The sequence below is a fragment of the Prauserella sp. PE36 genome (assembly GCF_003311655.1).
In the GTDB taxonomy this organism is placed as follows: domain Bacteria; phylum Actinomycetota; class Actinomycetes; order Mycobacteriales; family Pseudonocardiaceae; genus Prauserella_A; species Prauserella_A endophytica.
On sequence record NZ_QEQT01000079.1, the window covers coordinates 1 to 26,343 of the forward strand.

General features: G+C 68.9%; 32 protein-coding genes. 9 read left to right on the top strand and 23 right to left on the bottom strand.

What is annotated here, in order from left to right:
• The first annotated feature begins 130 nt into the window (after positions 1–130).
• Together istA and istB are read left to right on the top strand one after the other, a co-directional pair.
• Positions 131–1,693, top strand: coding sequence for an IS21 family transposase (gene istA / locus DI005_RS21085; RefSeq protein ID WP_113642933.1), 1,563 nt, complete (start codon positions 131–133; stop codon positions 1,691–1,693).
• Positions 1,690–2,481, top strand: coding sequence for an IS21-like element helper ATPase IstB (gene istB, locus DI005_RS21090; protein ID WP_113642932.1), 792 nt, complete (start codon positions 1,690–1,692; stop codon positions 2,479–2,481). Before istA ends, istB begins: the two co-directional genes overlap by 4 nt.
• A gap of 274 nt (positions 2,482–2,755) precedes the next feature.
• On the opposite strand, the gene DI005_RS21095 is transcribed toward istB, so the two are convergent.
• Both DI005_RS21095 and DI005_RS21100 read right to left on the bottom strand, forming a co-directional pair.
• Positions 2,756–3,106, bottom strand: coding sequence for a helix-turn-helix transcriptional regulator (locus DI005_RS21095; RefSeq protein WP_090015163.1), 351 nt, complete (start codon positions 3,104–3,106; stop codon positions 2,756–2,758).
• 4 nt (positions 3,107–3,110) lie between these two features.
• Complete coding sequence (locus tag DI005_RS21100) at positions 3,111–4,184, bottom strand: tyrosine-type recombinase/integrase (RefSeq protein WP_199543071.1); 1,074 nt, start codon at positions 4,182–4,184, stop codon at positions 3,111–3,113.
• A 218-nt stretch (positions 4,185–4,402) separates the two neighbouring features.
• On the opposite strand from DI005_RS21100, the gene DI005_RS21105 reads away from it, so the two are divergent.
• Positions 4,403–5,473, top strand: coding sequence for a replication-relaxation family protein (locus DI005_RS21105; protein ID WP_113643262.1), 1,071 nt, complete (start codon positions 4,403–4,405; stop codon positions 5,471–5,473).
• 7 nt (positions 5,474–5,480) lie between these two features.
• Entirely contained in the window at positions 5,481–6,452 is a 972-nt protein-coding gene (locus DI005_RS21110) for a bifunctional lysozyme/C40 family peptidase (RefSeq protein ID WP_113643263.1), read from the top strand.
• On the opposite strand, the gene DI005_RS21115 is transcribed toward DI005_RS21110, so the two are convergent.
• Together DI005_RS21115 and DI005_RS21120 are read right to left on the bottom strand one after the other, a co-directional pair.
• Positions 6,421–6,768 (bottom strand): hypothetical protein, encoded by a 348-nt coding sequence (locus DI005_RS21115; protein ID WP_233520225.1) that lies wholly within the window; start codon positions 6,766–6,768, stop codon positions 6,421–6,423. The two genes, DI005_RS21110 and DI005_RS21115, sit on opposite strands and share 32 nt — an antisense overlap.
• 185 nt (positions 6,769–6,953) lie before the next feature.
• Complete coding sequence (locus tag DI005_RS21120; protein ID WP_113643265.1) at positions 6,954–7,838, bottom strand: hypothetical protein; 885 nt, start codon at positions 7,836–7,838, stop codon at positions 6,954–6,956.
• Between the two features lie 318 nt (positions 7,839–8,156).
• Between DI005_RS21120 and DI005_RS21125 the strand changes: the two genes are divergently transcribed.
• Entirely contained in the window at positions 8,157–9,023 is an 867-nt protein-coding gene (locus DI005_RS21125) for a MarR family transcriptional regulator (RefSeq protein WP_113643266.1), read from the top strand.
• 701 nt (positions 9,024–9,724) lie between these two features.
• On the opposite strand, the gene DI005_RS21135 is transcribed toward DI005_RS21125, so the two are convergent.
• From DI005_RS21135 to DI005_RS21195, 14 genes are all read right to left on the bottom strand, one after another.
• Positions 9,725–10,582: a hypothetical protein gene (locus DI005_RS21135; RefSeq protein WP_113643267.1), complete on the bottom strand. Its 858-nt coding sequence runs from the start codon at positions 10,580–10,582 to the stop codon at positions 9,725–9,727.
• Between the two features lie 35 nt (positions 10,583–10,617).
• Complete coding sequence (locus DI005_RS21140; protein ID WP_113643268.1) at positions 10,618–10,956, bottom strand: hypothetical protein; 339 nt, start codon at positions 10,954–10,956, stop codon at positions 10,618–10,620.
• Positions 10,957–10,979: 23 nt separating this feature from the next.
• Entirely contained in the window at positions 10,980–11,288 is a 309-nt protein-coding gene (locus tag DI005_RS21145) for a hypothetical protein (RefSeq protein ID WP_113643269.1), read from the bottom strand.
• 44 nt (positions 11,289–11,332) lie between these two features.
• Complete coding sequence (locus DI005_RS21150) at positions 11,333–11,671, bottom strand: hypothetical protein (protein ID WP_113643270.1); 339 nt, start codon at positions 11,669–11,671, stop codon at positions 11,333–11,335.
• A gap of 4 nt (positions 11,672–11,675) precedes the next feature.
• A complete protein-coding gene (locus DI005_RS21155) occupies positions 11,676–12,020 on the bottom strand; it encodes a hypothetical protein (protein ID WP_113643271.1) in 345 nt (114 codons plus the stop codon).
• 28 nt (positions 12,021–12,048) lie between these two features.
• Positions 12,049–12,621 (bottom strand): hypothetical protein, encoded by a 573-nt coding sequence (locus tag DI005_RS21160; RefSeq protein ID WP_113643272.1) that lies wholly within the window; start codon positions 12,619–12,621, stop codon positions 12,049–12,051.
• 35 nt (positions 12,622–12,656) lie between these two features.
• Complete coding sequence (locus DI005_RS39070; RefSeq protein WP_233520226.1) at positions 12,657–13,163, bottom strand: hypothetical protein; 507 nt, start codon at positions 13,161–13,163, stop codon at positions 12,657–12,659.
• 35 nt (positions 13,164–13,198) lie between these two features.
• Positions 13,199–13,495 (bottom strand): hypothetical protein, encoded by a 297-nt coding sequence (locus DI005_RS39075; protein ID WP_233520227.1) that lies wholly within the window; start codon positions 13,493–13,495, stop codon positions 13,199–13,201.
• A gap of 68 nt (positions 13,496–13,563) precedes the next feature.
• Complete coding sequence (locus DI005_RS39080; protein ID WP_233520228.1) at positions 13,564–13,719, bottom strand: hypothetical protein; 156 nt, start codon at positions 13,717–13,719, stop codon at positions 13,564–13,566.
• A 357-nt stretch (positions 13,720–14,076) separates the two neighbouring features.
• Positions 14,077–14,340, bottom strand: coding sequence for a hypothetical protein (locus tag DI005_RS21175; protein WP_233520229.1), 264 nt, complete (start codon positions 14,338–14,340; stop codon positions 14,077–14,079).
• A 32-nt stretch (positions 14,341–14,372) separates the two neighbouring features.
• Positions 14,373–16,130 (bottom strand): vWA domain-containing protein, encoded by a 1,758-nt coding sequence (locus DI005_RS21180; RefSeq protein WP_113643273.1) that lies wholly within the window; start codon positions 16,128–16,130, stop codon positions 14,373–14,375.
• A 43-nt stretch (positions 16,131–16,173) separates the two neighbouring features.
• Positions 16,174–16,971, bottom strand: coding sequence for an AAA family ATPase (locus DI005_RS21185; protein ID WP_369973605.1), 798 nt, complete (start codon positions 16,969–16,971; stop codon positions 16,174–16,176).
• Positions 16,968–17,888 (bottom strand): hypothetical protein, encoded by a 921-nt coding sequence (locus tag DI005_RS21190; protein ID WP_233520230.1) that lies wholly within the window; start codon positions 17,886–17,888, stop codon positions 16,968–16,970. The genes DI005_RS21185 and DI005_RS21190 overlap by 4 nt, the downstream gene beginning before the upstream one ends.
• Positions 17,882–18,409, bottom strand: coding sequence for a hypothetical protein (locus tag DI005_RS21195; RefSeq protein WP_233520245.1), 528 nt, complete (start codon positions 18,407–18,409; stop codon positions 17,882–17,884). The genes DI005_RS21190 and DI005_RS21195 overlap by 7 nt, the downstream gene beginning before the upstream one ends.
• Before the next feature lie 336 nt (positions 18,410–18,745).
• Here DI005_RS21195 and DI005_RS21200 point away from each other — a divergent pair, with 336 nt between their 5' ends.
• Entirely contained in the window at positions 18,746–19,384 is a 639-nt protein-coding gene (locus tag DI005_RS21200) for an A24 family peptidase (protein WP_113643274.1), read from the top strand.
• A 469-nt stretch (positions 19,385–19,853) separates the two neighbouring features.
• Here DI005_RS21200 and DI005_RS21205 read toward each other — a convergent pair whose 3' ends face one another.
• From DI005_RS21205 to DI005_RS21220, 5 genes are all read right to left on the bottom strand, one after another.
• On the bottom strand, positions 19,854–21,617 hold the full coding sequence (locus DI005_RS21205) for a hypothetical protein (RefSeq protein WP_147263890.1): 1,764 nt from the start codon (positions 21,615–21,617) through the stop codon (positions 19,854–19,856).
• 58 nt (positions 21,618–21,675) lie between these two features.
• Positions 21,676–21,804, bottom strand: a complete 129-nt coding sequence (locus DI005_RS39495) for a hypothetical protein (protein ID WP_255565733.1) — start codon at positions 21,802–21,804, stop codon at positions 21,676–21,678.
• A 232-nt stretch (positions 21,805–22,036) separates the two neighbouring features.
• Complete coding sequence (locus DI005_RS21210; protein ID WP_113643276.1) at positions 22,037–22,744, bottom strand: SDR family oxidoreductase; 708 nt, start codon at positions 22,742–22,744, stop codon at positions 22,037–22,039.
• 3 nt (positions 22,745–22,747) lie between these two features.
• On the bottom strand, positions 22,748–23,728 hold the full coding sequence (locus DI005_RS21215; RefSeq protein WP_147263891.1) for a hypothetical protein: 981 nt from the start codon (positions 23,726–23,728) through the stop codon (positions 22,748–22,750).
• Positions 23,729–23,754: 26 nt separating this feature from the next.
• Positions 23,755–24,156, bottom strand: coding sequence for a helix-turn-helix domain-containing protein (locus DI005_RS21220; RefSeq protein WP_113643278.1), 402 nt, complete (start codon positions 24,154–24,156; stop codon positions 23,755–23,757).
• A 721-nt stretch (positions 24,157–24,877) separates the two neighbouring features.
• On the opposite strand from DI005_RS21220, the gene DI005_RS21225 reads away from it, so the two are divergent.
• The 3 genes from DI005_RS21225 (at position 24,878) to DI005_RS21240 (ending at position 26,342) form a co-directional block, all read left to right on the top strand.
• Positions 24,878–25,246 carry a hypothetical protein gene (locus tag DI005_RS21225; RefSeq protein WP_113643279.1) on the top strand — a complete coding sequence of 123 codons (369 nt, stop codon included), beginning with the start codon at positions 24,878–24,880 and terminating at the stop codon, positions 25,244–25,246.
• 205 nt (positions 25,247–25,451) lie between these two features.
• Positions 25,452–25,712 (top strand): hypothetical protein, encoded by a 261-nt coding sequence (locus DI005_RS21235; RefSeq protein ID WP_113643281.1) that lies wholly within the window; start codon positions 25,452–25,454, stop codon positions 25,710–25,712.
• 147 nt (positions 25,713–25,859) lie between these two features.
• Positions 25,860–26,342 (top strand): hypothetical protein, encoded by a 483-nt coding sequence (locus DI005_RS21240; RefSeq protein WP_113643282.1) that lies wholly within the window; start codon positions 25,860–25,862, stop codon positions 26,340–26,342.
• Position 26,343 lies beyond the last annotated feature (1 nt).

Here is a 26,343-nt window from a genome sequence, read left to right on the forward strand (position 1 = left end):
TGACAGCGGCCAGTCCAAACTCCCCGTAGGCGGCCATTTACCGCCCCGGTGACGGCCAGCGTTCTCCCCGCTGGCGGCCAGATATCTCCCCGGTGATCAAGCATCCGATGCCGGCGGCGAGGGTCTGCCGGTGAAGCGAGACGAGGAGATCATGGAGATCCTGGAGGCGTTCGACCTCACGGGGAGTTACCGCGCCGCCGGCGAGTTGGCGGGCTGTGATCACCACACCGTCGCCCGCTATGTGGCGCTGCGCGAGGCGGGTCAGCCGCCGGTCGCCCGGGAGCACCGGGTGCGGCCGATCGACGAGTACCAGGACAAGATCGAGGAGCTGGTGGTGCGCTCGGACGGCCGGGTCCGCGCCGACGTGGTCCACGAGCGGCTGGTCGCGATGGGCTTCACCGGCGGGGAGCGCACCACCCGGCGCACGGTCGCGGAGGTCAAGGCCCGATTGCGGGCCGGGCAGCGCCGGGTGTTCCGGCCGTGGGTAGTCGAGCCCGGGCTGTGGCTGCAGTGGGACTGGGCCGAGGGCCCTCGGGTGAACGGGCGCCGCACGTCGTTGTGGTGCGCGTGGCTGGCGTGGTCACGGTTCCGGATCGTGCTCGCGGTCTGGGACCGGACCCTGCCGACGATCGTGGCCTGCATGGACACCACCCTGCGCCGCATGGGCGGGGTCCCGACCTACGCGCTGACCGACAACGAGCGCACCGTCTCGGTCGACCATGTCGCCGGGATCGCGGTGCGGCACCCGGAGATCGTCGCGGTCGGACGGCATTACGGGATGACGATCCGCACCTGCGTGCCAGCGGACCCGCAGTCCAAGGGCGGCTCGGAGGCCACGGTGCGGATCGCGAAGGCCGACATCGTCCCGACCTCGGCGAACCTGCTGGAGGAGTACCGCACGTTCTCCCAGCTGGAGAGCGCGTGTCGGGAGTTCTGCGAGCAGGTCAACGCCCGGGCGCACCGGGAGACCCGCCGGCCGCCGGTTGATGCCCTGGCCGAGGAACGCACGAGGCTGCATCCGCTGCCGACAGTCGCGTTCACGGTTGCGTTCGGGACGACGCGGCGGGTGAACTGGGACGCCACCGTCTCGGTCGAAGGGGTGCGCTACTCGGTGCCCCACCAGCTGGTCGACACCCGGGTCTGGGTCCGGTTCCACGGCGACGACCTGGTCATCACCGCCGTCGGCGAGCACGGCCCGGGCGAGGTTGCCCGCCACGCCCGCTCGACACCCGGGACGCCATCGATCCAGCCCGAGCACTACCCGCCGCCCACCGCGGCGGCGAACGCCGCCGGGGAACGGGTGCCGCGGGCGGGCAGCGCCGCGGAGACCGAGTTCCTCGCCCTCGGCCCGGGCGCGACGTCCTGGCTGGTCGAGGCCGCCGGGTCTGGCGCGCGAGGGGTCCGACGCAAGATGGCCGAGGCCGTCGCGCTGGCCAAGCTGCACCCGCCCGGCGAGGTCGACCGCGCCCTCGGCACGGCCGCGGTCGCAGGACGGTTCGCCGAGAACGACGTACTGCGCATCCTCGCCCACCAGGCCGGGCGCGACATCAACAAGCCCACGGTCCGCGCGAGTGAGACGCACAGCCTGCAACCCGGCACCTCGGCCTGGTCCGGCTTCGGCATCGCCGCGCCACCTGATCCCGACCCCCATCCCGACCCGGCAGAGCTCGACCCGGCAGGAGAGCCGTCATGAGCGCGGTCACCGGATCGGTGCCGGCTTCGGCCGGGGATCCGCTCGCGGAGGCCGTCGCGCTGACCCGGCGGCTCAAGCTGCCCCACATCCGCCGCCACCTCGTCGAGCTCGTGCCGACCGCGCGGGCGCAGCGCTGGGACCACGCCGAGCTCGTCCGGGTCCTGCTCGCCGAGGAAGCCGCCGGCCGCGACGCCACGAACCTGCGCACCCGGCGCCAACGGGCCGGGTTCCCCGCCGGGAAGACCCTGGGCGACTGGGACGCGGGCGCGTCCTGCATCCCTCGGCCCACCCAGGACGCCCTGACCACCCTGGAATGGGTGGGTCGGCGGGAGAACGTGTGCATCTGCGGGCCGTCCGGGACCGGGAAATCCCACTTCTGCGAAGCGCTCGGCCAGGCCGCGGTCGAGGCCGGGATGACGGTGGCCTGGTTCACCATCGAAGACCTCGGCGCCCTGGTCCGCCGCCACCGCGCCGACGACTCGATCACCCGGGCACTGGCCCGGTTGATCCGCACCGACCTGATCATCGTCGACGACATCGGGCTGCTGCCGGTCTCCCCGGACGCCGCGGAGGGGTTCTATCGGCTGGTCGACGCCGCCTACGAACGTCGCTCGCTCGCGGTGTCGAGCAACCTCCACCCGTCCGGGTTCGACGAGATCATGCCCAAGACCCTGGCCACCGCAACGGTCGACCGGCTCCTGCACCACGCCCACATCGTCGTCACCGACGGTGACAGCTACCGGCTCGCGCAGGCCACCTCCGGCAAGGGAGTCACCGCCTTGAACTGAGCACGCACGACCGAGGGCGGGGACTTATCTGGCCGCCGTCGGGGAGATCTATCTGGCCACCAGTGGGGAGAACTCCTGGCCGCCAGCGGGGAGAACGAACTGGCCCTTGACAGTGCGGTCACGACAGGCTCGGTGATGGCCTGCACGGACTCGAGCAGCCGGGCTCGGGCACCCTCGCGGGCGGCAATTCGAGCCAGCCGCTGCTGGTCACCATCACGGTTACGCACCCGACGACGCCGTACCGCTGGCGCAGGCGACGAAGTGTCCACAGTGGTCACTTCTTTTCAGGGCGACGCTGGTCGGGCCGACGCAGGATCGAACGACGAGGCGTCGGCGCCGGATCGGCGGTCGATCCAGCAACACCGTCGGCTGCCTTGCGGAGCTGCTGGTTGACCACCTCCGGCTTGATCAGGTCGTTCGGTGCGCAGCCCAGGATGTCGCACAACGCCACCAGGGTGTCCATGCTCAACCGCTGCGGCGGCTGGGTCACCAACCGAAACACCTGCTCGCGAGACAGCACAACACCCCGCTCGGCAAGCAACGGCACCAGATCCGAGGTCTGGAACATGTCGCGGTCGGCCATCAAGTGCCGCAACCGCCACTGGTATCCCATCTTCTTGATCACGCCGTCACTCCCAATCCTCGCCGAGCCGGCCCTTCAACGCCGCCTCCAGCAGCTTGTTCCGGTACTCATTGGACACACCCATGTAGATCGCCGTAGTCGACCCGAAAGCGTGGCCGACTTGCTCCTGCACGAACCGAGCCGGATAGCCGAACTCCGTCAGGTGCGTGATGTAGGAATGCCGCAGGCAGTGCAAGTCCAGACTCGGATCGAGCCCGGCATCATCGCGAGCCGCGACGAACGCCTCGTTGATCGACCGCGGCGACAGCCGGCCGACCCGCTCGGTCACCCACAACGCCGGATGGCTGCCCGGCGCGAACCGCGGGCGCATCTGGCTCACCCAGTCGGCCAGCGTGTCGACCACCCAGTCCATCTCCGGCACCAGCAGCACTGTCCGCCGCTTCGGCGGGGAACCTTTGGGTGCCTTGCCGTACCGGACCATGACGGTGCCGAAGTCGCCGAACTGCGGAGCCTTGCGGTTGCGCCGCAAGTCGGCCAGGTCGACGCGGGATGTTTCCCGGCGGCGCAAACCGAACGCGTAGACGGTCTTGAGCACGGCAGCGTCTCGCGCCGCGCACAACGCGCCCTTGCGGCCCCGGCCGCTGATGGTGCCGGGCCGGGCGTCCGCGGCGTCGAACAACGCCTGCACCTCGTCGTAGGTCAACGGCCGCCGACGCGGATCTCCCTCGTAGTTCAGCTTGTGCAGGACGGAGTTGCCCTCATGGAACACCTGCTGAGGCGTGTCACCGAACCGCTCCTCGCACACCTGCACCCAGCCGTAGCGGGAATCCAGCAAGTACTCGAGGAACAGGCTGATCGCCACTTCGTACGTCCGCGCGGTGGACGCCACGATGGGCGACTCCCCGCCCCGCATGTCGTCGATGAACGCCTCACCATCCGCCGGCGTCCACTGCCAGGGATACAAGCCGGTGAAGTCCCACAGCCGGCGAATCAACCGGAGCCTCGGCGCGATCGTCAGCGAGGTCTTCAGGAAACGCGCCGACTGCTGCCGCCGCCAGCCCTCCAACATCGCCTCGAAAACAGCCGGAGCCGGGTCGAGGTGGATGACGTTGTCTGCCAACACAAGTCGCGCTGAACCAGGTGCCTCCGAACCCATCGCCCTGTTGTATCAAACACAACATTGATGCGCTCGCGCTAAGACCGCATGTCCACAGTGGATTCACCCATCTCGGCTACAACTCGCACATCTGCCTGACCAGCAAGGACGACGATCTCAGCAATTTGCCCAATGTTGCATCAGATGCAATTCCGCCTATTTACTTCCCGGAGGTTCGGACCATGATCACCAATCCCACCAGGCAGCGCAGTCTTCGAGGCCACAAGGCAACCCGGCCCACCCCGCGCGCAGCGAACAACGCCGACCACCAGGCGGTGCTGGCGTGGCGGCTGACGCCGCGCGATCGTTGGATTATCCGGATGCTGCACGAGCACCGCGTGCTCACCGCCCACCAGATCACCGCGCTCGCGTTCCCGTCGTTCCGCTCGGGCCGGATGCGGTTGCGGGAGCTGTTCCAGTGGGGCGTGGTGGACCGGTTCCAGCCGTTCATCACGGTCGGCACCGCGCCGATGCACTACGTCCTCGCGCCCGCCGGGGCCGCGGTGCTGGCCGCCGAGGACGGCCTGGACGTCAAGGAACTCGGCTACCGCCACGACCGCGCCTTCGGGGTCGCCCACTCGCTGCGGCTCGCGCACACCGTCGGTGTCGCCGAGTGGTTCACCGCCCTGGTCGACCGCGCTCGCCACAGCGACGCCGACGAGCACAGCACGCTCGGCGCGTGGTGGTCGGAAGCACGCTGCGCGCGGCACTTCGGGGACCTGATCAAGCCCGACGCCTACGGCCGGTGGGCCAGCGCCGGTGGGGAGATCGAGTTCTTCCTCGAGTACGACTTCGGCACCGAGGTCCTGGCCAAACTCGCCGGAAAACTGGCCGGCTACGCCGCGCTCGCCGAGGCCACCGGGATCACCACTCCACTGCTGGTGTGGCTGCCGACCTCGCGACGCGAGGCCACTGCTCGCCGGCTGCTGGCGCGGGCCTGGCGCGAGCTCGACGACCCGCGCTCTGTCCCGGTCGCCACCGCCGCGGCCGAGCTGCTCAACCCCGAGGCCGCGCACCCCAGCCCCGCCGACGAGGTCTGGCTGCCCCTGGACACCACCACCGGGAGCGCGGTGAGCACCCGGCGCGAGTTGCACCGGTTGCTCGACGCCTGGCCGCACGTCGCGCCACCCAGCACCAGCACGGGCAGTGAGTCGGCTCTTGGGCCGGACTCGACGCTGGCACTGATGGCCCCGGCGCCCGCGCCGATGCCGCCAGCCGCCATCTCACGCGGGCCGAGCACAGGCAGGCGGTGAGTACCCGATGATTCTGAAAGTCGGCGCCATTGTGATCGGCGTGATTCTTTTCATCCCGACGTTGATCGGGAACGGAGTGTCAGCCGCGATCTCAGCCCTGTTCGGTAGTGGAGACAGCCAGCCCAGCGCGACCGCGCTGGCCGACATCCCCGCCGACTACCTCGCGCTGTACCGCGCGGCGGCCGGGGTGTGTCCAGGGCTGGACTGGTCGATTCTCGCCGCCATCGGCAAGATCGAAGGTGATCACGGCCGCTCGCCGCTGCCTGGCGTCCACAGTGGCGAAAATGGTTACGGGGCGGGCGGGCCGATGCAGTTCAAGTCCGCCACCTTCGCCGGAGTGCTTGCCCGCCACCAGATCCCACCCGGCGGTGCCAGCCCACCGTCACGTTACAACCCGCATGACGCCATCTACGCCGCCGCGTTCCTACTCTGCGATAATGGCGTGCGGCGGGGCGATCTGCGGGCGGCGATCTTCGCCTACAACCATGCCGACTGGTATGTGAACCAAGTACTCGCCCAGGCCAAGCAATATGCCGACGCCGCTGCCTCTGTCGGCACAGGCGACTGCAACGCCATCCAGGCCACCAGCGCGGTCGCGGTGGCCGCGATCAACTATGCCTGCGGGCAGAGAGGACTTCCTTACGTCTGGGGTGGTAACGGACCCGACGGCGGGCACGCAGGCTTCGACTGCTCGGGTTTGACCAAGGCCGCCTATGCAGCCGCCGGAGTGACTCTGCCACGCACCGCCCAGACCCAGTTCAACGCTGGCCCCCGCGTCCCAGCCGGACAGCCACTATTGCCGGGCGACCTCGTTTTCTACGGCACACCCAACAATATCCACCATGTCGGCCTCTACATCGGCGGCGGGCGCATGATCAACGCACCGACGTTCGGCCAACCGGTGCAGATCGACAACTACCGGTACCGAGGCGACGACTATGCTGGCGCTACGCGTCCCGCCAGTTCTGTTGCGGCGTAACGGGTTCCACGTCGCCTACGCCCGAACCGATCATAGCAGAGAATGGTCGGCCTTCGGTGTCGACGAGCAGGATGCGTTGGGTGAACAAGGGCGGCGTCGTGGCGTCGAGCGCAACGATGTTGTGGTAACTGGCCAGTTCGAAGAGCGCGTGGGTCACCTCGCGGATGGTGGTGCGATCAGGGTCGGCCTCGACCGACAGGCCCTCGACCCGGATCTCCAGCACCCGCTGCTGCGGCAGCACCGTGATCACGGTGCGCACGTGCACAGGGATCCCGCCGTCGTCGCGCAACTCGGCGATGTCCTCGGCCAGCCGCACGGCCGCAGCCTCCACGGTGTAGCCGAGACCGACGCCGGCTCGCGCGCCCCACAACACAAGACGGTCCACTGTGGACTCAAATGGGAGCATGGCAAGATTCCTCCAGCCAGCCGGATCCGCTGTGTGGCGGCGAGTTGCCCGCAACACAGCGGATCCGACGGACCCATGCACGAGGTTGGACGGGGCTACTTTTCGTGTCGTGCGCGGAGTTCCGTTCGCAGGTCGCCCAATGTGCGCCCGTCGGATGCCCGCCGAAACGCGGTCCAGCCGTTCTGGTGGTTGCCACCCAGCGCGGTGGTCGCACCGCACGGGTTGGCGAAGACGCGACCATCGGCGAGGATGAGGGTTCCGTCGACCCGGATGCGTGCGGTGTGCCGGACTCCGAGGTTGCGGCGGTTCCAGACCAGTTCCTCGCCCGCCGTGACCAGTCCGGCGTCCAGCAGTTCGGCGATGCCACCGCGCGCCCACTTGATCAGCGGCGGCGAGGTCGACGGCGGCGGGGTCTCCGACCAGATGGCGGCCTCGGTGGCGTCGCCGTGCAGCCCCATCACGGCGGCGGCGGTCGGCGCAACGAGATTCGGCCAGCCGTCGTCGAGTCCGCGCCACTGGCCGACCCGCTGCCAACGTCCCTGGTACGCCAGCAGCATCTCGACATCGGTGGCGTGGTCGCGGGGCAGCGGGTACGTCGGGTCGGCCGGGCGGGTCAGGCGCACCACGAGGTCGCCGTCGTACAAGCTATCGGCCGGGGGTTGTTCGGCTACCCAGTTGCCCGCGAACAACGCCACCTCGCCCGCGCGGTCGGGGTCAGCGTCGCCGATGATGTCCACCGCCGTAACGAGCATCGCCCACACATCGTCGGGGCATCGCATCGGCGGCGGAGCGAACGCCGGGGCGAGGATCATCGTGTCCGGCGGCAACCCCTCCCACGCCCGCATCGCCGCCTCGTCGTGCGGCTGTGACGCCCCGGCGGTCGCGGTGGTGTCATCGGGCTGGGGGTCCAGTCGCGGCGCGTCCACGGCCGCGTCGGCGGCCAGGTCGGGCGGTTCGTGAATGTCGTGGTCGGTCGTCATTGTCTATACACCCCTTCGGTTTCCGGTGTGATGGGCCGGGTGGCCGACGTGTATGGACGCTTCGTGATCGTGTGGTTGTCAACGGGCACGTGTGCAATGGGCGTGAAGTGGACCCGTGTGGCGCAACGATTCCCAGGGTCTGGCCACCGTCTACACGAGACAGACGTCTTGTTTGCCGAACCCGCTTGACTTCATGGGCCGAAGGAAGCGTCCATAGTCGTGTAGCCCGAACACACCGGCAGCGCACCGGGGGCCACACCCGCTCCGGCCGGGGCATGACCACCCATCACCGATCACGAACGCGAATCGAGGGATGTCATGTCCAGCAAGACCCGCACCCGCAAAACCCGCACCACCGCCAGCGCGACCGGATCCGCTCCGACGCTGCGGTCGGTTCCCGAGCAGACCGTCGCCGCGAAGGTCCGCACGGACACCGAAGACAAGCTGTGGGAGGCGTTGCACGCCGCCCCGAACAGCACCGCCGCCGACCTGTCCACAGCGGCGAAGATCGGGAAGTCGACCGCGCAGAAGATCCTCGTCAAGTGGGCTGCCGACGGCAGCGTCACCCGCACCGCCGGGATCGCCGAGGGCGGTCGGCGCGCCGCTGACCTGTGGGCGATCACCGAAGTCGACACCACCCAGACTGACCCGACCGTGGTGGACACCCCTGCGGCGGACGACGCCGACACGACGGACACCACGCAGGTCGAACCGGTCGCCCCGGACGTGCCCGACGCCGACGACGCCACGGTCACCGAGGAGGACCCCTTCGAGCAGACAGAAACCGCAGCCGATGACGCGCAGGACCCGGTCGAGCCCGAAGCGGCCGACCTCGTGGACGCCGAGCCTGTCGTCGCCGAGGTGAGCGAGCCCGCCGCCGACGGCGCGGCGACCGACGGCGACAAGCCGACCGAGGATGGCGCAGACGCTACGGGCGCGAAGAAGGCACGGTTGGCACCCGGTGGGTTGCGGGGGATGGTCGAGGACTACCTGCGCGACCACCCCGGCGAGGAGTTCGGTCCCACCGCGATCGCGAACGCGTTGGGCGGGAAGTCGTCGGGCGCGGTGAGCAACGCGCTGGACAAGCTGGTCGAGGACGGCGTGGCGGCGAAGACGCAGGACAAGCCGAGGCGGTTCGCGCTCGCCCCAGCGGAGCAGGAGGCTGCCCCCGCGCCGACGAACTAGCGCTCCGACGATATGGCGAATGTGGTTGTGTTCCAACGGGCTTCCGTTGGGGGATGGCGCGTGTGCCTGGTTGGCGAGATGCGCCCACCAGGAACCGGTGTCCTTGACCGACACGACAACCCCGAGCGCGGCCAGCACCCGCAGTACGTAGACCTCGATGAACGAGATCTGGTTGCGCACAACCTCGTGCGTTGCCGCGAAATCGCCTGCGTCTAGGGCGTCGCTGAACGCTTGGTCGGCGGCCCGGTTGTCGCGGTCGGCCTCGCACAACGCCGTCAGGACGGCATCGGTGGCGACGGTGTGTCCGGCTTCAGCGGCCCAGACGACAGCGGCCTCAGCGATCGCGGTCATCGCCCTGGTGTCGGCGACCGCAGCCCGTCCAGCGCTGTCAGCCGGGGCGTTTAGCACCGTGATCCATCGGTGCCCGCCGGGGCTATCGGCCAGCAGCAGCGCGGTGTCGCTGTCGTCAACAACCGCGATCAGCACGGGCGCGGCGGTGACTTCGACCAACCCGGCGGCCAAGCCGGGTATGTCCGGAAAGTCGCCTATCACGGCGGCGAGCTGCCAGTGGTCGTCGTGGCGGCCGATGAGCTCCGCCCCGTGCTGGGCCAGCAGGTCCGTGTCGAGCAGCGAGTCTGGGGTGCGGGCGAGGATGAGCGAGCCGGTGAATCCCATGATCGGAACCTTGTCGTTCGGGGTGGTCAGCGTGGTGGCCACGGGTGTGGTTGGTGGGTGCGGTGCGCGGTGACGGCCTGTGCGGCGACGTCGGCGGCGGCCTCCAGCAGCTCGCGGGCATGGTCAGGGTTGTTGCCCTCGGCGTAGCGGTCGGCGTCGAGCACGAACCGCAGCGCGGTCACCACGCGTTCATGCGCGAACGACGCATCGGCAGGCAGCACGTGCAGGCCACGAGCGGGGCCGGGCCGCAGCAGTCCGTGCAGGATCTCGCGGATCGCCGGGGCGGCGAGGTCGGCCAGAGGCCAACGCCGGCCCAGCACGTACTCCGCGGCGCCGGTCACGGCGAGGGCGACCTCGCCGCGATGCGCGAGGTAGGCCGGCGGCACCGGCGGCAAAGTGGCTCTGATCGGGATCGGCAGGCCCCGGAAGCCGGTCCAGGTGAAAGTCGCAGTCTTCGGCGTGGTGTCGCCGAAGACGGGCAGAACGGCGTCCGGACCGGATGCGACCCCGGCTCCGCCGTCGGGGCGGCGCGGTTCGGGCCGGAACCACGGACCGCCGTGGGCGGACACCCGCACCTGCCCGTCGGCGAATGTGTAGGCGTACCAGCCGCTGCTGGTGGTGGCCAGCCACGGCCAGCCCATCTCCCCAGCCGGGCCGGGCACGGCGACGAACCCGACCTCGGCGGCCCGCTGGCGAGTCAGCAGCGCGGCAACAGCCGCCTTGTACAGGTCCCGGTCGGCGGCGGCGAGCACCTCGGCCGTGTCGGCGTCGCCCGCCGCGCCGAGCCGGGCCAGTTCGACCGGGCCGCCGACGTCGGCCAGCGAGCCCAGCCAGCGGGCAGTCGGTCCGGTGCCGACGTAGAAGTCTGCGTGATCACGGGTCATGTGTTGATATCTCCGGGCGATTGGCGCGGCCGAGGTCAGCCGGGCTTCACCCAGGCGCACTGTGCGGGATCCCAGGTCGCCTGGGTGTAGAGGCGGTTGAGGTCGGGAAGCCCAGGGCCGATCATCCAGCCGAGTTGCTCGCAGTCGAGCTGACCGGGCCACCACCCGGTCCAGACATCTCGCCCGCAGTCGTGGTCGAGGTCGCACATCAGCCGCTGCAGCCCGGTCACCAGGCAGCGTGCGACGTCACACCCGCCGTCGTACTCGTCGTATTCGTGTGGCTCGCCGACGGCCACGGCGCAGTCCGGACAGTTCGGCTCGAAGTCCAGCACGCGGAACTGTTTGTCCTGAGCGTCTTCGTTGTTGTCGTTCATCGCGCCCCCTGCATTCGTCGGGTTCATCGTCGGACTCGTCCGAGAAGTTCGTTCCACGCTTTGGCCTCATGTGCCGCGTTCATCCGGATCGACTTCCACGCCGGGTTCGTCTCGGCAATCGCGATCTCGGTAACCAGCGAGGATCCTTGAGTCATCACCTCGGCGATCCGCAGGTGCATCGATGCGGAGTCCATCGCCCGGCGGTACTCGTCCGGGTCGGAGGTGTAGAGGCGCTGCGCGTTGGCGAACTCGTCCTCGGCGGCGGCGCAGTGCTCGGCGGCGGACATGGTCTGGCGCGCGATGGGTGTTTCGGTTGAAACGGCTTCCGACATCGTGAACTCCTGTTGTGCTGTAGGGATGAGGTCGTTGTTTGGTCTTACTGCGACACTCGCTGTTGGACACGTAGCCACGCGTATCCGGTCGTGATCCACACCCGACCGTGGGCGAACGTGAACACCCAGTCCGTGTCGCGGCTGTCCGGCCACAACCACGGCCAGCCGCCGTTCGGGTGGTAGCCGTGCCCGTGGCCCTCGTCGGCCCACACGTCGAGCAGGTCGGCCACGGCGTCGGCGTAGGTGAGCGGGTCGGTCGCGTCCAGCAGCAGCCGTCCACAGGCGACGGAGCGCACGGTGGCGGGGTCGGCGTCGCCTTGGAGTGAGCCGAGCCAGACGGCGCGGGGTCCGCGCTCGTCGTAGAAGTCGGCGGTGGTGGTCACGTGATCACGGCCGTGGTGAGTGGGTCGCGTCGCGGAGCCGTTGTTCGACCTCGTAGCTGTCGCGGGCGGTGAGGATGGTGGTCAGCACGAGTACGGCGGCACCTTCGGAGACCGGGTTGACGGGTTGGCCGTCGAGGGTGAGTGGAAGGCCGAGCGCGGTGACGATGTGCCAGTCGGACTGGCGGACGCGGTCGGCGCAGTAGTAGCTGCCGACGAGTGCCCCGTCGCGGGTGACGGTGCCGTACAAGGTTTGTTGCGCGTCGGCGGGGTCGGCGACGATCGCGGTCACCTCGCAGCCGTTCTCAGTGAAGCGGCGGATGACGGTTTCGGGAACTTCGTAGGGTGTCATGGGTGATCTCCTGTGGGTTGCGGGTTTTCTATGCCCGGTGCGGAAGGTCGAAGTAGCATTCGTCGTCGCAGTCCTGAGCGCCTTTGCTTGCCACGAAAGGGCATTCGTCGCGGTGGGCTTTGGTGAAGGAGACGCCGCCGTCGGGGTGCTCGAAGATGTGCAGCGCTCCGCCGTGGTTGGCCGCCCACGCGATGTCGTCCGGGTCGATGCGGCATTCGGCGTTGAAGCCGCTGCTGGTGGCCAGCAACGCGCTCACCGCGCGGTAGACGTGGGGCGACAAGGTCACCGTGGGCGGCGGTGCGGCGAGGATCTCGGCGGCCCGGTGCAGCAGCCGCTCGGCCAGCGGACCGAGCACGGCGGCGGCGTGGACATCCGGACTTGGCGGCGGTGTGTCGTGCCACCAGTTGTTGAGCGTGTCGGCGGCGAGGCTGCTCCACTTCGCCTGATCGGTGAGCACCTCGGCGACGGCACCGCTGTCGTTCAGATAGACGCCGCGCTCGACACGGGCTCGGACGGTGCGCCCAGCGATCTCGACGACGCGAGTGTAGTGGTAGCGGGTCGAGGTGGCTCCGGCGTCCTGATCGTGTTCGGTGGTGGTCATGGCGGTCTCCGTCGGGTGGGTTGGGTTGCGGGGGTTCAGCGGGTGGCGAGTGCGGTACGCAGGTCGGACAGTGGGCGGTCGTCGCGGGCACGTCGCCAGAGGTGCCAGCCGTTGACCGTGTAGCCCGCGAGGCTGCTCGCGAGCGCGGTGACGGTGGAGACGGCGAACTCGTGCGGTCCGCCGTCGTGCAGGACACCGCCCTCCCGGACGGTGGCGGTGTGCCCGTTCCACACCAGCTGCTCGCCCACCTCGACCAGTCCGGCCTCGATCAGCTCGGCGAGGGCATCCGGTGCGCGAGGCGCCGGCGAGGCCGCGGACTCGCCGGCGAGTCCGGCAGGAAGCAGTCCTGGGGGCAAGGCGGCGGCGATCGGCCCGGCCAGCGTGGCCCACTGGGCGTCCTTGAAGGCGACGTCGGCGAGGTAGCGCATGTGCACGAGCACCGACATCGCCACCTCGTGCGGCCAGCGCGCGCCAACCGCCTGCCACGTGCGCACCGTGGACCACTCGCCCTGGGTGGCCGCTACGACCTCGACGTCAGCCACAGCCGGATCGTCATCGGCGGGCGCGTGGAGGCGCACTACGACGTCCCGGTGTGCAGGGCGGCGGGCGGTGGTGCGGGCAGCCACACCCCCGCCAGCAGGGCGGCGGTGTCGGTGAGAGCGGGGTCGGGAGCGGGCGCGTCCCCGGTGAGCCGCACAGGGGCTCCGGCGGCGTCGGTGGTCCGTACCGCCACCACAACCAGCCCCCACGCCCCGACGGGCGGACGCAACGGCACGGCGGGAGTCGATGCCGGGGCGAACAGCACCGACTCGGCCGGAAGCGCGTTACGGGCGTGGTTAGTCGGCGTGGTGGTGCCGTGGGCGTTGCTGGTCACGACGTGACCTCCTTCGGTGTGTGGATTGCGGGGTTCCGGACGTGCGAGGCGGGTCGGCTCGGGGGCCGCTAGCCGCCCAGGGCGGGTAAGCCGAAGGCGCAGCCGGGCTGGTGGATCGACTCGTCGCGGGCCTCGTCGGCGATCGGGCTGTCGCCGTCGGGGTCGAGGTACTCGCCGAGATCGCCCAACGTGGCGACGCGGGTGAACAGGGACCTCGGCGTCACAGCCGGGGCAGCGGTCGAGGAGCAGCCACCCGTCACCAGGGGTGGTGAAGTCCGGGATGAACCGCCACGCGCGCCCGGTCACCGGGTCGGTGATGGTGATCAGGTCACCGGGAACCGGTCCGGTGCGGGTGCGGTACTGGCGGTGTGGGTCGTCGGTGACGAGCACGCCATCCACGCCGACCTGCAGGGCGGCGGCGATGGTGCGGGCGACACGGGCGCGGCGTGTCCACCGGTTCCACTGGTCGGGGTCGTCGTGGCGGTGGTGGAATCCGTCGGGGTCGGCTGCGCGGTGGGCGTGTGCGGCGTGTACGGCACGCTCGGCCAGTGCGGCGGTGAGTCCGGGCGCGGTGGTGGTCATCACGACCACCCCAGGGCATTGGCGGCGAGTGCGGGCAGGTACCCGACCTGTTCGCCCGCGCCGAGCCACACCACGGGCGGGTCGGTGCGCGTGGGGCCTTCGTACTCGGCGTCGTCCGGGGTGCACGCGATCCGCGCGAGGAGGTTCTCTAGCGGGTAGCCGGGTTGCGTGGCGAGTCGTACCGGGGTGGTCGGGTCGTAGCGTTCGAGCGCGGCGACCAGTTCACCGACCGTCGCGATGGTGTTGTCGTACAACGTGATCACCTCTCGGTGTGTTGGTGTGGGTGTGGGTTGGGTCAGTGGGTGGCGCGCAGGGCGGCGGTGGCAGCGCGGCCAATGGCCTGCGCGGCGGTGGTGGGGTCGGTCATCACGTGCACGGTCGCCCCGGTCATCGGTTTGCGCCCCGGAACGTCCGGGGCGATCCACAACACGGCGCATCCGGTGGCGCGCAACCGGTCGAGGAGTTGCTGCCCGTTGCGGCGGGGTCCGTCGCGGAATTTGCCGTCGGACACGATGACCAGCAACCGCGCGGCACCGGGGCGGGACAGTCCGAGCGCGCCGTCGAGGGCGTCGATCGCGGTGTCGACGGCTTCCCAGTTGTCGCGGGTGGCGAAGTCGGTCACGGCGGCGGGCGTCTTGCCGGGGCGGGTGATCGGGCGGACGTGGTGGCCGAAGATCACGGTGGCGGTGTCGGCGGGCACCGGACTCTGGGCGGCGGCGTTGGCCAGAATCCACGCGGTCGAGGCGACCGGTTTCGCGAAGCTGCCCATGGACCCGGACACGTCGCATGCGATGCCCAGCCGTAGCGGCGGGGTCGGAACCGTTGTGCGGGTGGTGCGGGTGAACGGTTCGGCGGTCGGCATCGCCCCGGCGGCGAGTTGCGCCTCGCGTGCCAGCGCACCGCGCATCCGAAGGCGTCCGGGCGGAATCGGCGAGGTCGTCTTGGTCGCCACCCGGTCACGGACCCCGGCGGTGGTCAGCGCGCGCCCGAGCACCCGCGCGGCGGTGCGTTCGCCCGTGGTCGGCGGGCGGGTACCGGTCGTGTCGGTGCGCCCGTCACGGGGACCACCAACCGTGAACACGGTGCGGGCGGCGTCGTCGGCCTTCTTCGCGGCGGCGTCGGCGGTGGCCTTCTTGCGGTCGGCGATCTCGGCGGGGTCCTCGGGCAGCTTCGCGCGCGCCACCGCGCGCGCCACCTTGCCCAGTGCCTTGCCGATCGCGTCGGCCAGCGGGGACGGCGACGGGGTGCCGGACGGGGCCGGGGTGGCGGATGGGTCGGTGAGGTGCGGAGGTGTGGTGTCGGGGTCGGGTCCGATGATCTCGCACCACTGGCGGCCGAGTTCGATCATGGCGGCGGTGTCGTCGTCGGCGGTGCGGAACGCCTGCCGCCACACCGCCCGCAGCTTCCCGAGTTTCTCCGCGCCGAGCACGTCTTCCACGGCGCGCGCGACGGGGGCGGTTTCGGCGCGGGTGAGGATGCCGCCGTCGGTGCGTCCCAGGAACAGGGCGGCGGTGTGGGCGGCGTCGCGCGGGGTCATTTTCGGGGCGAAGGCGGGGTCGTTGAGTTTCATGCCGCCCGTGACGATGGTTTTCACGCACGCGCGCAACCAGTGGCGGTCGTCGGGGCGGCGGTGGATCTGTGCCCGTTCGATCCGTGGCTCTTCCAGCAGCAGGGCGGCGTCCACCGCGCCGGGGTCGGCGTCCTTGGGCACGTCGGCGAGCCACCGGGTGTGTTTGCTGTGCGCGCATTCGTGGGTCAGCGCGCCCCAAGTGGGGGCGTAGCGTTTCCGGTCGCTGATCCGGTGCGGTTTGGCGGTGGCGGGGTCGACCGGGTGCAGGTGCGTACCGTCGACTTCGATCATGGCGGTGGCGGGCAGGAAACACGCCGGGGCACCCTGTCCGGCACCGGGCGCGATGGTGACCAGCAGGTCGTCGCGGTCGGCGATCGCGGGGACTTCGGCGGTCAGTGCGGCGGACAGCGCGTCCCATCCGGGGGCGGCGGGGAACACGGCCGACGCGGTGGCGGCGGGGTCGGCGATCATGTGCGCGGTCATCGCGGTGTGTCCTTTCCGGACGGTTCGGGCGGGTGGCGGTTGGTCAGATACGGGCACCGAGTGCCAGCGGGGCAACGGTTTTACCGAAAGCGATCTTGACGGCGGTGGCCACGATGTCGCGGTCCTCTTCCGGGGCGGTGCCGATCAGGTTCCCGGCGGCGGCGGCGGTGCCCAACACGTCGGCGATCTTTTGGAATGCCAGCAGTTCCCGGAGTTGTGGTGCCCACCGGATCTCGCCGCCCGCCTGTCGGGTGGACAGGTTGCGCGCCACGGACACGGCGCGGGTGTCGATCTTGAGTTGCGTGGCGAGGTCGTAATCGGTGGACACCTGGATCTGCACGGAAAACCGCGACGCCAACGCGTCCGACAGAACCGCGCCGTGCACGCCGGGGTTGTGTCCGGCCACCACGTAGAAACCGGGCGCGGCGTCGATGACCTCGCCGCCGTTGGCCTTGATCATGATCTGGCGGCGGCCGTCCATCGCGGGGTAGACCACGGCGAGCACGGTCGGCGGTATGAGCGTGGCGTCGTCGATGAACAGGGTCCGGCCTTCGCGCATCGCGCGGACCAGCGGACCGTGCACGAACACGAACTTCCCGTCCGGGGTCTGGGTGTACTCGCCCACGATGTCGGCGACCGTGGTGTCGCCGTCGCCCTGAACCGTGACCAGGTCACCGAAAGCGGCCTCGACGACCGAGGTCTTCCCGGTTCCGGGTGGTCCGTACATCAGGGCGGCCACCCCGGCGTCGCGCAACTTGCGCAGCGCGGTCACGTCGGGCAGTCCGGACAGCGTGCGCGGGTGGTAGAGCTGCCCGTTCGGACGCGTAACCGGACCGGTCACGGCCGGAGTCGTCGTCGCGGCGGGCGGTGTCGTCGCGGGTGGTGGCGTCGGGCGCGGCGTGCGGGGGCGGCGGGTGACGGCGCCTTCGGGTCAGTCCCGGCTCGGAACGGCGTGCCCGCCCCGGTACACGTCACCGTGCTGCCGTCTCCCATGGACCACGTCACCGATGTCGGCGTCGCGGTGGCAGTCACCGATACGCCTGGCACCGAGGCCGTCGCCGATACCGGCCCCCAGCCGCTCGACAGCCACATCCACGTCGGCAAGTTCACCAGCTGATCGCCGACAGGGTTCGCCGCGATCGTCGGCGTGGGCAGCCGCAACTGCTTGCGCGCCATCTGCGCCAGCTCGGCTGGCGAGGGCAACTGCGCCGCTCCGGGTTGCTGTCCGTCCGCGATCCACACCGGGGGCCGGTAGAGCCCGTCGGTGACGCCTGCGGTCGAGCATTGCCATACGTACCAAGAACCTTGTTGGCCCTGCGCTGGTTGGGCGGCTTGCGCCCGGACCACACCACCCGCTGCCGGACGGGTGAAGACAGCGGATTGCGCGGTCGCGCCGCCGGTGTTCAGTGGCTTGGTGAAGGCGGCTGTGACCACACCGCCGGACGGCGGCTGGTAGTCGCTCTTCACGTAGGAACACTTGGCCAGGTTCGAGTTCCCACCGATGATCGTGTCTCCGGGGTTGCTGTTGTCCTTGCCTGGGTTGCCGGTGCCCGGACGTCCGGGTTTGTTGCCGTTGCCTGGGTTCCCCGGCTTGCTGTTGTCGCCGCCTTTGCCCGCGCCCAGGTCGCAGACCGGGGCCGGCGTCTGGTCGCATGTGGTGCTGCCGTAGCCGCCGTCGGCGAGCGCCGGAGCCACACCGCATATGCCGCCGACGACCACCAGTCCTGTCACGATTGAAACGCGTCGTAGTTTCAGCATGTCCCCGCCTCGTGGACGCCGTACTCCGAGACCTTCCATGACCCGTCCGCCTGCTTCTGGACGATGGCGTTGATGAGGTGCCGACCGCCCGGAGTGTCGTTGGCGAGCTGTCCGGTGTCGGCCTTGTACTTCAACCAGCGCGAATCGTCGGAGCAGTCCGTGATCACGATCTTGTTCGGGTTGTCAGAAGGCTCGACAGAGGACACCGAAGGCTCGTAAGTGGGTTCGCCCTTGGTCACCAGGCCGTTGTAGTGATCCGCGTACAAGGCCCGTGACATGTTCGTCAGCGCGATTCCGGTCGCGTACCGCCCCAGCTTCGGCGACTGCCAGTCCGATGTGGTCCCAGCGGCGACGAAGTCCTGCCACATACCTCGGTACGACGCGAGGGCGTCCTGCTTGGCTTTGTCCACAACAGACAATGCCGTCGTCGGCGGAGCCGAAGTCGCTGGCGCCTGCCCGGTCGACTGGGTCGTGCCGGACGATGAGTTGGTCGTGCCGGAACTACACGCGGCAAGGATCACCAACGTGGCTCCCAGGCCGAGCACCGCCCTGGCTCGGCGCCCACTAACGATCAAGACCTTGCGGGCTACCACACCCCACCCCCCAGGCATCAGTGAAGATCGTCTATCGTTTTCGTGATACACACCACGTCTACACCACCTACCCCCACCGACTGCAAAGTGTGTAGGCGACTGACTTTGAAGTCGGGAAGGCATTTTCTATAGATCTTCACTCTTTTGGGCGATAGGCATCACTGTCTGAGGTTGCCTGCGTGACACTGGAGGCGCGACCAGCACTTTCCGGGGGTGGGCAGTGTCAAATCGACTACAGAACGTTAAAAGCGTCGGTGTCGGTTGATGTCCGCCGCGTTCATCACGGCGTGGGCGGGGGCGGGAATCCTCGTTGGCGCCGCCCTGGCATTCGGCTTCCAATGCCTGCTCACGACAGCTCCGACCGCAGCCCTCGCGATGCGGCTCACCGCCACGCTCCTGACTGCCCTCATGTTCGGCGCCCTCGCCTGGCGCTTCGGTCATCAGTTCGACTTGCTGCCGTACAGTGTGCTCGCCGCAATCGGTGTAGCACTCGGCGTGATCGATGTCCTAGAGCACCGACTACCCAGCGTGCTCGTCTACTCGGGCGTTGCCCTCGTCGGCGTACTGCTCGCGACCTCGGCGATCCTGCACTCCAGAGGACCGGACTTTCTGCGCGCGCTGGCCGGCATGGCGGTCATCGCTGGGCTCTACCTCGTGCTCGCGCTGGTGTCCGGAGGCGGGCTGGGGGCTGGCGACGTGAAACTGGGCGGCCTGCTCGGCCTGGCGCTCGGCTGGCTGAGCTGGTCGGCGCTCGTTACGGCCACCGTCCTCGGCTGGTTCGCAGCCGCCCTGGTGTGGCTGCTGCTTTGGGCGACCCGACGAAGACCGCGGGGCTCGCTGGTACCGATGGGGCCGTTCCTGTTGCTCGGGGCATTGGTCACGATCACGGTGGTACCGACGTGACGTCGCCGCAGCACTGGGCGGTCGTCGACTACTCGGCATAATCCCTCGGTCCACTGGACTACGCCTGCAGTGTGCGGGACGGGCGCGAAGCGGACTCGTCGACGTGATCCAGCCGCTGCTGTGTCGGCGGCGGCTCCGGGCGCACAGATCTCCTCAGGTCGCTGGCCTGGACACCAAAGCGATCTGTGCGCCCGACTCATCCACACGTTCGATCCGGCGAATTGCGGCTCTGACACGTCGCGGCAGATGAAGCCCTGAGGTGACTTCCGCGGGCCATGGTGGCGTAGCGGCGATGCAGCCCAGTGCTTCGAGGCGAACGATCAACGGGCGCACCTCCTCCACGACCGCGTTTTGCGGACTGCATCCCGCGCGAAGTTCGACCTGCCATGTTCCTCGAACGCCGGGCGCAGCGCAGGTCAAGGGAACCGGGAGTGGTTCGGCGGTCATGTCCTACCTCCGTGTATGTGTCTTACCAAGAGACGTCGCGAATCGTTGAAGCCGACCTCAGCGAGTCCTGCCACTGTGTAGCGCGTTGCGCGTGCTGGGCGTGAGCAGCTTTCACACCGCGAGCGTCGGTGAGTCCCTGCAGGCTGAGTCCGATCGCTGTTCCGGAGAGGTAATGGGCCAAGTCGAGCAGGGTGACCGCGGTCTCGTGGGTGCTGGACCCAGCGTGCGTCGCGATATCCCTGACCCGTTTCATCCGGAGGACCGCCTGGTCGAACGTGGCGCGTTGGCGCATTCCCCAGTTCACTGTGGACTCTGGGGTGGTGAACTCGCGAGTCAGTGAGCGCAGCTGGCGGCCAAGAACCGGTGACGTGGTGTGATCCTTTGCCAAGCGGCCGAGCTCGACGATGATCTCGGACATGAGTGGTTCACGTCGATGACGGCTGCAGCATCCAGGAGACAAGCGAATGCGTGATGCCTGAGGCATCACGCTGCGGAGAGTGGTAACTGCGCGTTGGTACACCCAGGTCTCGGCCAGGTGTTTCTTGATGTAGTCGTAGTAGCCGAGTCCCAGGCGTGCGGCTTGTCGTTCTATGAGCGCCACATAGTCCTTTATGGACTGCGCCGGATTCGGCTGGTCGGCGGCCTGATACCAGATCTCCAGGTCTTGGAGCACGTTGTTGAGCTCGGGCTTGCTCTCGGCGACGGCCTGAATCACCCGTTGCGTCAAGTCGTGATCCGGGCTGCTCGGCCAGTTGAGGACTGGTGGGGATGGCGGCGCGTGGAACTGCGCCGTCCCAACGATCACGCCGTCGATAGCGTGGATGAATCCGTCGGACAGTCGCCACTGACGAGTGTGGCCGCGCATACCGACGGTGTTCAGGACTGCTCGGCACCTACGGCTCGCTTCGGCCACCACGTCGGGAAAAGCACCCTGTCCGAGATCGACTCTCGCCAACATCAGGTCGGTATCTCCGAAAGCCCAGTCGGCTGTGCTGCCGGGCGACGAACTCAGCTCGGGTGCTCGGAGATCGGCTAGCAAGCCTTCGCGGCGATACATCTGGACGAAGGAGGAGCGGTAGAAGCGGATGGCCGCCTGGTTCTGAACGGGAACTTGTTGGGCCACATCGAGGATGCCTACCCACACGACATGGTGTCCGTGTCGTGGCGATGCTCCGAGGAAGCGACGGCACAGATCCAGCCGGTCGCCGTCAGAGAGTCCGCCATCCCCGAAGTAGGAGTCATCGATCAGGTCTCTCTGCGTGTCGCCGAGTTGCGCTCGCACCTCGTGGATCGCATACCCGCGGTCCTGCAGGACATTGCGGACAAGGTCGAGCGTTCGGTCTGGCGAGCGTTTCGCGGAGCCGATCAAGGCGTGCAACACGTCTCGGCGCACGGCGACGGTGGTGTCCGATGTGTCTGGGTTGCTGCATGCTTCGGTCAAGTCATCCCAGGCGGCCTGCACAACGCCTGGGGCCACCCATCCGTCCTGGAGGGCGCGGAGCGCGCGGAGCGCCTCAGACCTGCGGCTTGCAATATCTCGGGGAAGACCACGAACCGCTTTGCGTGCACGGTCGATCAGCGGTTCCAGGGCACCGCGCACGGTCGGGCCGAGCAAGGACAACGCTTCGAGCATGTCCGTGCTCGCCGACTTCCAGGTGGCCTTTTCAGCGGATGAGTCGGCGCGATGCCGGTTGACGAGGAGGGCGAGCATGTCTTGGACGGCGGCGACCGGACCGAGTTCCAGTGGGGCGAGTCGGTCGTCCCGTATCTCGAGCAGCGCCGCCAACTCGGTCGTGAATGGCGGGCAGGCGGTGTCCCGCCCGCAAGGGCGGGACACCTGGCGCCTAGCGTCGCCGCTGGACACGGTCCAGCACCCGCAGCGCGGCACGGCGCCGTGCGGGGTCAGGGTGCAGCACGGCCACACCGACGACCAGGAGCTGCAAGCCGCTCGGAACCTCTCGAACAATGATCATTGTGGTCTCCCCCTGTGTGGTGCCACGCCAAACAGTCATGACATGGACCGGCACGCACAGGTACGTACCAGCATCGGGACGGTTCGATCCCAGCTGACCTGGGATCGCCTTCCCACGACCTTGCGGCCGTAAGGGGCGCCTCGCTGATCGAGTTCATCGTAGCGGACCGTAGCCGGACGGGTGCTCAAGGGTTGGGGTAGGAGTCGACGTCCATGACTACTTGGCGGCGGTCTCACCATTCGAGGGGCTCGCGGTCGTAGAAGAACCCCCCGGTGGGGCCGTCGTCGGGCAGCGTGGCGAGCCAGACAGGCGTGTCGGCACCCTGCTCGACGCTGCGTGGAGCGTTCGGGCCACCGAGGTCGGTGCGGACCCAACCGGGCGAGGCTGAATTGACCAGTACCCCGGTGCCGGCGAGCTCCGCGGCGAGGACTCGTGTCACGGCGTTGAGGGCGGCCTTCGAGACGCGGTAAGCGGGTTCGGTGGGCCGGGTCATGTGATGCAGGGAGCCGAGCGTGCTGGACAGGTTGACGATCCGGCCGTACCCGGCGGCTCGCATCGCGGGAATCACGGCCTCGGCGCATTGCCAGGCACCGAGTACGTTCACCTGCCAGACGCGGGAGACCAGCTCGAGGTCGATCTGCGACGGCTGCTGATCGCCGTCGCTGATCCCGGCGTTGTTCACGAGCACGTCGATCCGGCCATGCTGGTCGAGGGTGTGCTGAACCGCTGCGGTGATGGTGTCAGGCTTTGCCACGTCGAGATGCACACCGGAGGCGGCCCACCCTCGGGCTGTGAGGTCGGTCGCGGTCCGGTTCGCCTGCGCGACGTCGCGGGCGGTGGCGACCACGTGGATACCCCGTTCGGCGAGCAGTCCGGCTATGGCGTAGCCGATACCCCGGTTCGCGCCCGTTACGAGCGCGACCCTGTGAGAGCTGTGCATTCGTTAGGCGGCCAGGTCGGCGAGCTGGAGGTCGAGTTTCTGGACCCGAGCGTCGCGGTCGTAGCGCGACATCGCGCGGCGCGCGCTGTGGATGGTGTGGATGGAGCGCACCGAGCCGGTGTGGCCGGCGAGATCCGCCGCGGTGTGGAGGTCGTCGCAGGCGAGGTCGAGGTCGTTGGCGTGCAGGTGCGCTTCGGCGCTGCGGACGTGGTAGATCGTGCGGTCCCGGACGTACTGGGGGTTCATGGTGCTCAGCGCGTTGTCGATCAGTGGGCGGGCCTTGGCAGGCTGGCGGAGGTCGACCCAGCAGGCAGCGGCCTGCGCGGCGAGTTCCGACTCGTCGAAGAAGTAGATCCAGTCGGGTTCCGGGGTCAAGGATGTGGTCGCGTCGAGCCGTCGCTCTGCGTCGTTGAGCGCGCGACCGCACGATGCCGCGTCGCCCGCCTTCGCATACGCCCGCGCCTTCCGGCTGGCCAGCAGCGCTCGAAGTCGCGGAGTGGCGGTGTGCTTGGTCTGGTCTTCGGCGGCGTCGATCAGGGCGATGGCTTCTTGGTGGTGGCCGGTGAGCGTTGCCTGGAAGCTCATGCACGCCAAGACGTGCGCGCCGGTCAGGGAGTCGCTCGCGCTGGCTGAGGACCGCAGGGCCGCGACGTAGTAGGACTGGGCGGCGGCATGATGGGCAGCGTCGAAGTGCAGCCATCCGCACAGGCGGGCCGCCTCGGTGACGAGGCTGAAGAGCCGCTGGCCAGCGGCGGTGCCGTAGTCGGCTTGATCGGCGAGGCGAGTCAGCCAGTTGAATTCCGCGACGGCGAGCTGGTGGAGCTCGCGTCCGCCGAACTCGTCATCGAGCTGGCGAAGGTCGGCCAGCCGGTGGTCAAGCCGGTCCAGGACCGTGGCGGACAGGCGCGGGTCACGACGTTCGGGCAGCGCGCCCGTGGTCGGGGGAATGGCACCGGTCAGGGCTGAACCCCATCGGTCTGCCACGCCAGCGAGCGCGGCACCCGTGATGATCAAGAACCCCCGGCGGTGTCCATCGTGCCTCCCGCGACCTCGTGAAGAACCTTCATCGTCCCGGTGATCGACCAGGGTGGCTCAAGAACGCTGGCCTGCCCAGCTTGATGCCAGTCATGCCAGTTGAACTCAGCGGCTACCTCGTGCGCAACCTCAAGCTCGGACGTCCGGCCAGCGGAAGGACTGGCGAGTTGATCAGGACCGAGGAGGGTGGCGAGGGTGGCGTGGGACAAGTCCAGGGCCTTGGCGAGGTCGGGCTGGTTCCATGGCTGCGGTGTGCCGGTGCCGCGCTCCCAGCGACCTACCGTGGATCGTTCGACCCCGAGACGCTCGGCGAGCGAGTCCTGGGTGAAACCCATCGCCGCGCGGCGCCGTGCCAGGCCGTCTCGTCGTGCTGCCATGCTCGTCCCCGTCCGGCTAGACCGCCCCTGATGTTCCCGTCGCCGTTTGGCCAGGTCAAGACTAGGGCCACAAGATACCGAAAGTCCGACAGGCCGCTGGATCAACGGAGTCACCGGAAAACAGGCGCACGAGCTGCCTTTTGCGTTCGTCGAGAAGCCTCACCGACTGTGGGATGGCGTGGGTACCATCCACCCACGCTTCCGAACGCGGCCGAGCAAAGGTGCCTCCTGGGCGTCGTGGTGTCCGGAACGCACGATCGAGAAGCCTGGTTACACACGGTGTCAACCCGCTTCACCCGATTGACGTAGCCGCCGCTCGGTCCACGTTTGGGCAGGTCAGACGGGGTAGCGCTCCATCCGCGCCCCATCGCCGCCCCACCGCCGCTCTGGTCCGGTCCCCGTGGCGATCGTTTAGTTGATCGGTGTTCGCAGCCGCAACCACCAGCAGTTTTGGAACCGGCCACGGGCACCGCCCGGCTGGCGCACCGAATGGTCAACGGGTGTCGATCGTGGGCCGTTTTGACGGCTTGCCCGGATGAAAACGACTCAACAAACCAAATAGGGACTCGCTGACTATTGGAGTAGATATGCTCTCCCAGCGATTCGCGATGCCCTGTGCGTCGCGATGCCCACAGACTCAGCTCGCTGTGCCGTGTTTGTTCGTGCAGCCGGTGTGTCGACGGGAATGGAGTAGGGACACCGCGCGAGGCGGTGCCGCACGATGAACACCGGACCCTGGTCCATCGCGTGCCGTGATGTCGCCGGCCGCGAACGGACCCTGCGTGTTGTCGTGCGTGGCTCGGAGGTCGTGGTCATGGCTCCCCCAGGGGAGGTCGCGGTCCTCGACCGCGCCGCCACCGCCCAGTTCCGCTCCGCCGTCATGCAAGCCACCGAGGTGGCGACCACACCCGCGCCAGGTGCACCTGGCCCCGTCACGGCAACCGGCATGGCGAGCACGGCGGAGCAGAACAACGGCGGTCTTCCCCCAACCGCCGAGGGGCGCCCTGCTCTGCTGTCATGTCGCGGCGAGACCACGACCCCGATACCTGGTCTCGCCGCGATCCCCGCCACCAGGGGTGAGGCCGGATGATCGCCCTGGTCCTCACGGCGAGCGCCGCGTTGGCGTTTGTCTGTTGCCTGTTGCGGTTCGCGTGGCGGCGTCGGCAGCAGACCGAATCCGCCTACGCCGGTTCGCATCGTCGCGCGCCACGCCAGCCCCCCAACCGCGTCTTGCGGCACGCGATCGCAACCGCCGGAACACACGGCCTGGGGATGATCAGAAAGACCGACGGCCCATGAGGCGGTCATGTCAGACCGTGCCCGCCGCGACTTTGCTTCGCAGGCTGGGATGGCACCACCGCAAAGTCGACTGCCGCGACGGCGACGGCCAGCGGTCCGCGCTGCACCTACGGCGGCGCACTCCCGCGGACGTCGAGATCGAACTGCCCGGCGGACGGCTCGCCCGGCTGACCAACGCCGAGGCCGGGCAGCTCCGGGCGGCACTGCGTGAGGTGCTGCTCGCCGAGCACCCGCCTCACCGAGCGGGAGCCGTCTAGCCAGATGTTGAGGCCAGGCCGGATTCCTTGCCTTGCCTTCGGACGAGCGCGCGCTCGTGCCACCGACTGCGGCCGGGCGGAAGCGGTTCCACGACGCCTTCCGCCCGGCCGCCACCAGCACCCATCCCTCTCGAGGAGGACCGACTCATGACCGCCGTCATCGACGACCAACCCACCCTGGCCGAGCATCAATCCGACCAACGTGCGCGGGACTACACCGACGTGTTCGCGTGGCCAACCACCATCGACAGTGTCACCGGCGACGTGCGCCTTCGGCTCGGCACGACCGTGGACGCGCTCATCATGCGCGCCGGATTCGCCGGGGAGGTCAACAACTTCCTTGCGCGCCACATGTTGCGCGCACCCATCATCGTGGTCCCCGGTGATCCCGACGACTGGATCTTCCTCACCCAGCCACGGACGACCATGCGCATGTCGTCCTGGGACGACCTGGTGCGCATCCAGGTCGGGTGGAAACGGCGAGGCGACAGTGTCCTGCTCCCCGCTTTGGACAACGTGGACGAAGGCGTGCGGTGGCTTGAACGACCGCAGCCACAGATGACCCTTCCACCGTGGACCGCAGTGGTCGGCGCGGCCCGCTCGACGTCCTCGCTGTGCGGGACGTGGTGAA

What these genes read in the sequence shown, in the direction of transcription:
- DI005_RS21135 (WP_113643267.1), bottom strand. Translation starts at nt 10,582, where the DNA reads ATGACCCGTGATCACGCAGACTTCTACGTCGGCACCGGACCGACTGCC.
- DI005_RS21110 (WP_113643263.1), top strand. Translation starts at nt 5,481, where the DNA reads ATGATTCTGAAAGTCGGCGCCATTGTGATCGGCGTGATTCTTTTCATC.
- DI005_RS21180 (WP_113643273.1), bottom strand. Translation starts at nt 16,130, where the DNA reads ATGACCGCGCACATGATCGCCGACCCCGCCGCCACCGCGTCGGCCGTG.
- DI005_RS21240 (WP_113643282.1), top strand. Translation starts at nt 25,860, where the DNA reads ATGACCGCCGTCATCGACGACCAACCCACCCTGGCCGAGCATCAATCC.
- DI005_RS21160 (WP_113643272.1), bottom strand. Translation starts at nt 12,621, where the DNA reads ATGACCACCACCGAACACGATCAGGACGCCGGAGCCACCTCGACCCGC.
- DI005_RS21120 (WP_113643265.1), bottom strand. Translation starts at nt 7,838, where the DNA reads ATGACGACCGACCACGACATTCACGAACCGCCCGACCTGGCCGCCGAC.
- DI005_RS21155 (WP_113643271.1), bottom strand. Translation starts at nt 12,020, where the DNA reads ATGACACCCTACGAAGTTCCCGAAACCGTCATCCGCCGCTTCACTGAG.
- DI005_RS21145 (WP_113643269.1), bottom strand. Translation starts at nt 11,288, where the DNA reads ATGTCGGAAGCCGTTTCAACCGAAACACCCATCGCGCGCCAGACCATG.
- DI005_RS21125 (WP_113643266.1), top strand. Translation starts at nt 8,157, where the DNA reads ATGTCCAGCAAGACCCGCACCCGCAAAACCCGCACCACCGCCAGCGCG.
- DI005_RS21200 (WP_113643274.1), top strand. Translation starts at nt 18,746, where the DNA reads ATGTCCGCCGCGTTCATCACGGCGTGGGCGGGGGCGGGAATCCTCGTT.
- DI005_RS21190 (WP_233520230.1), bottom strand. Translation starts at nt 17,888, where the DNA reads ATGCTGAAACTACGACGCGTTTCAATCGTGACAGGACTGGTGGTCGTC.
- istB (WP_113642932.1), top strand. Translation starts at nt 1,690, where the DNA reads ATGAGCGCGGTCACCGGATCGGTGCCGGCTTCGGCCGGGGATCCGCTC.
- DI005_RS21140 (WP_113643268.1), bottom strand. Translation starts at nt 10,956, where the DNA reads ATGAACGACAACAACGAAGACGCTCAGGACAAACAGTTCCGCGTGCTG.
- DI005_RS21210 (WP_113643276.1), bottom strand. Translation starts at nt 22,744, where the DNA reads ATGCACAGCTCTCACAGGGTCGCGCTCGTAACGGGCGCGAACCGGGGT.
- DI005_RS21225 (WP_113643279.1), top strand. Translation starts at nt 24,878, where the DNA reads ATGAACACCGGACCCTGGTCCATCGCGTGCCGTGATGTCGCCGGCCGC.
- DI005_RS21105 (WP_113643262.1), top strand. Translation starts at nt 4,403, where the DNA reads ATGATCACCAATCCCACCAGGCAGCGCAGTCTTCGAGGCCACAAGGCA.
- DI005_RS39495 (WP_255565733.1), bottom strand. Translation starts at nt 21,804, where the DNA reads ATGATCATTGTTCGAGAGGTTCCGAGCGGCTTGCAGCTCCTGGTCGTC.
- DI005_RS21235 (WP_113643281.1), top strand. Translation starts at nt 25,452, where the DNA reads ATGAGGCGGTCATGTCAGACCGTGCCCGCCGCGACTTTGCTTCGCAGG.
- DI005_RS21220 (WP_113643278.1), bottom strand. Translation starts at nt 24,156, where the DNA reads ATGGCAGCACGACGAGACGGCCTGGCACGGCGCCGCGCGGCGATGGGT.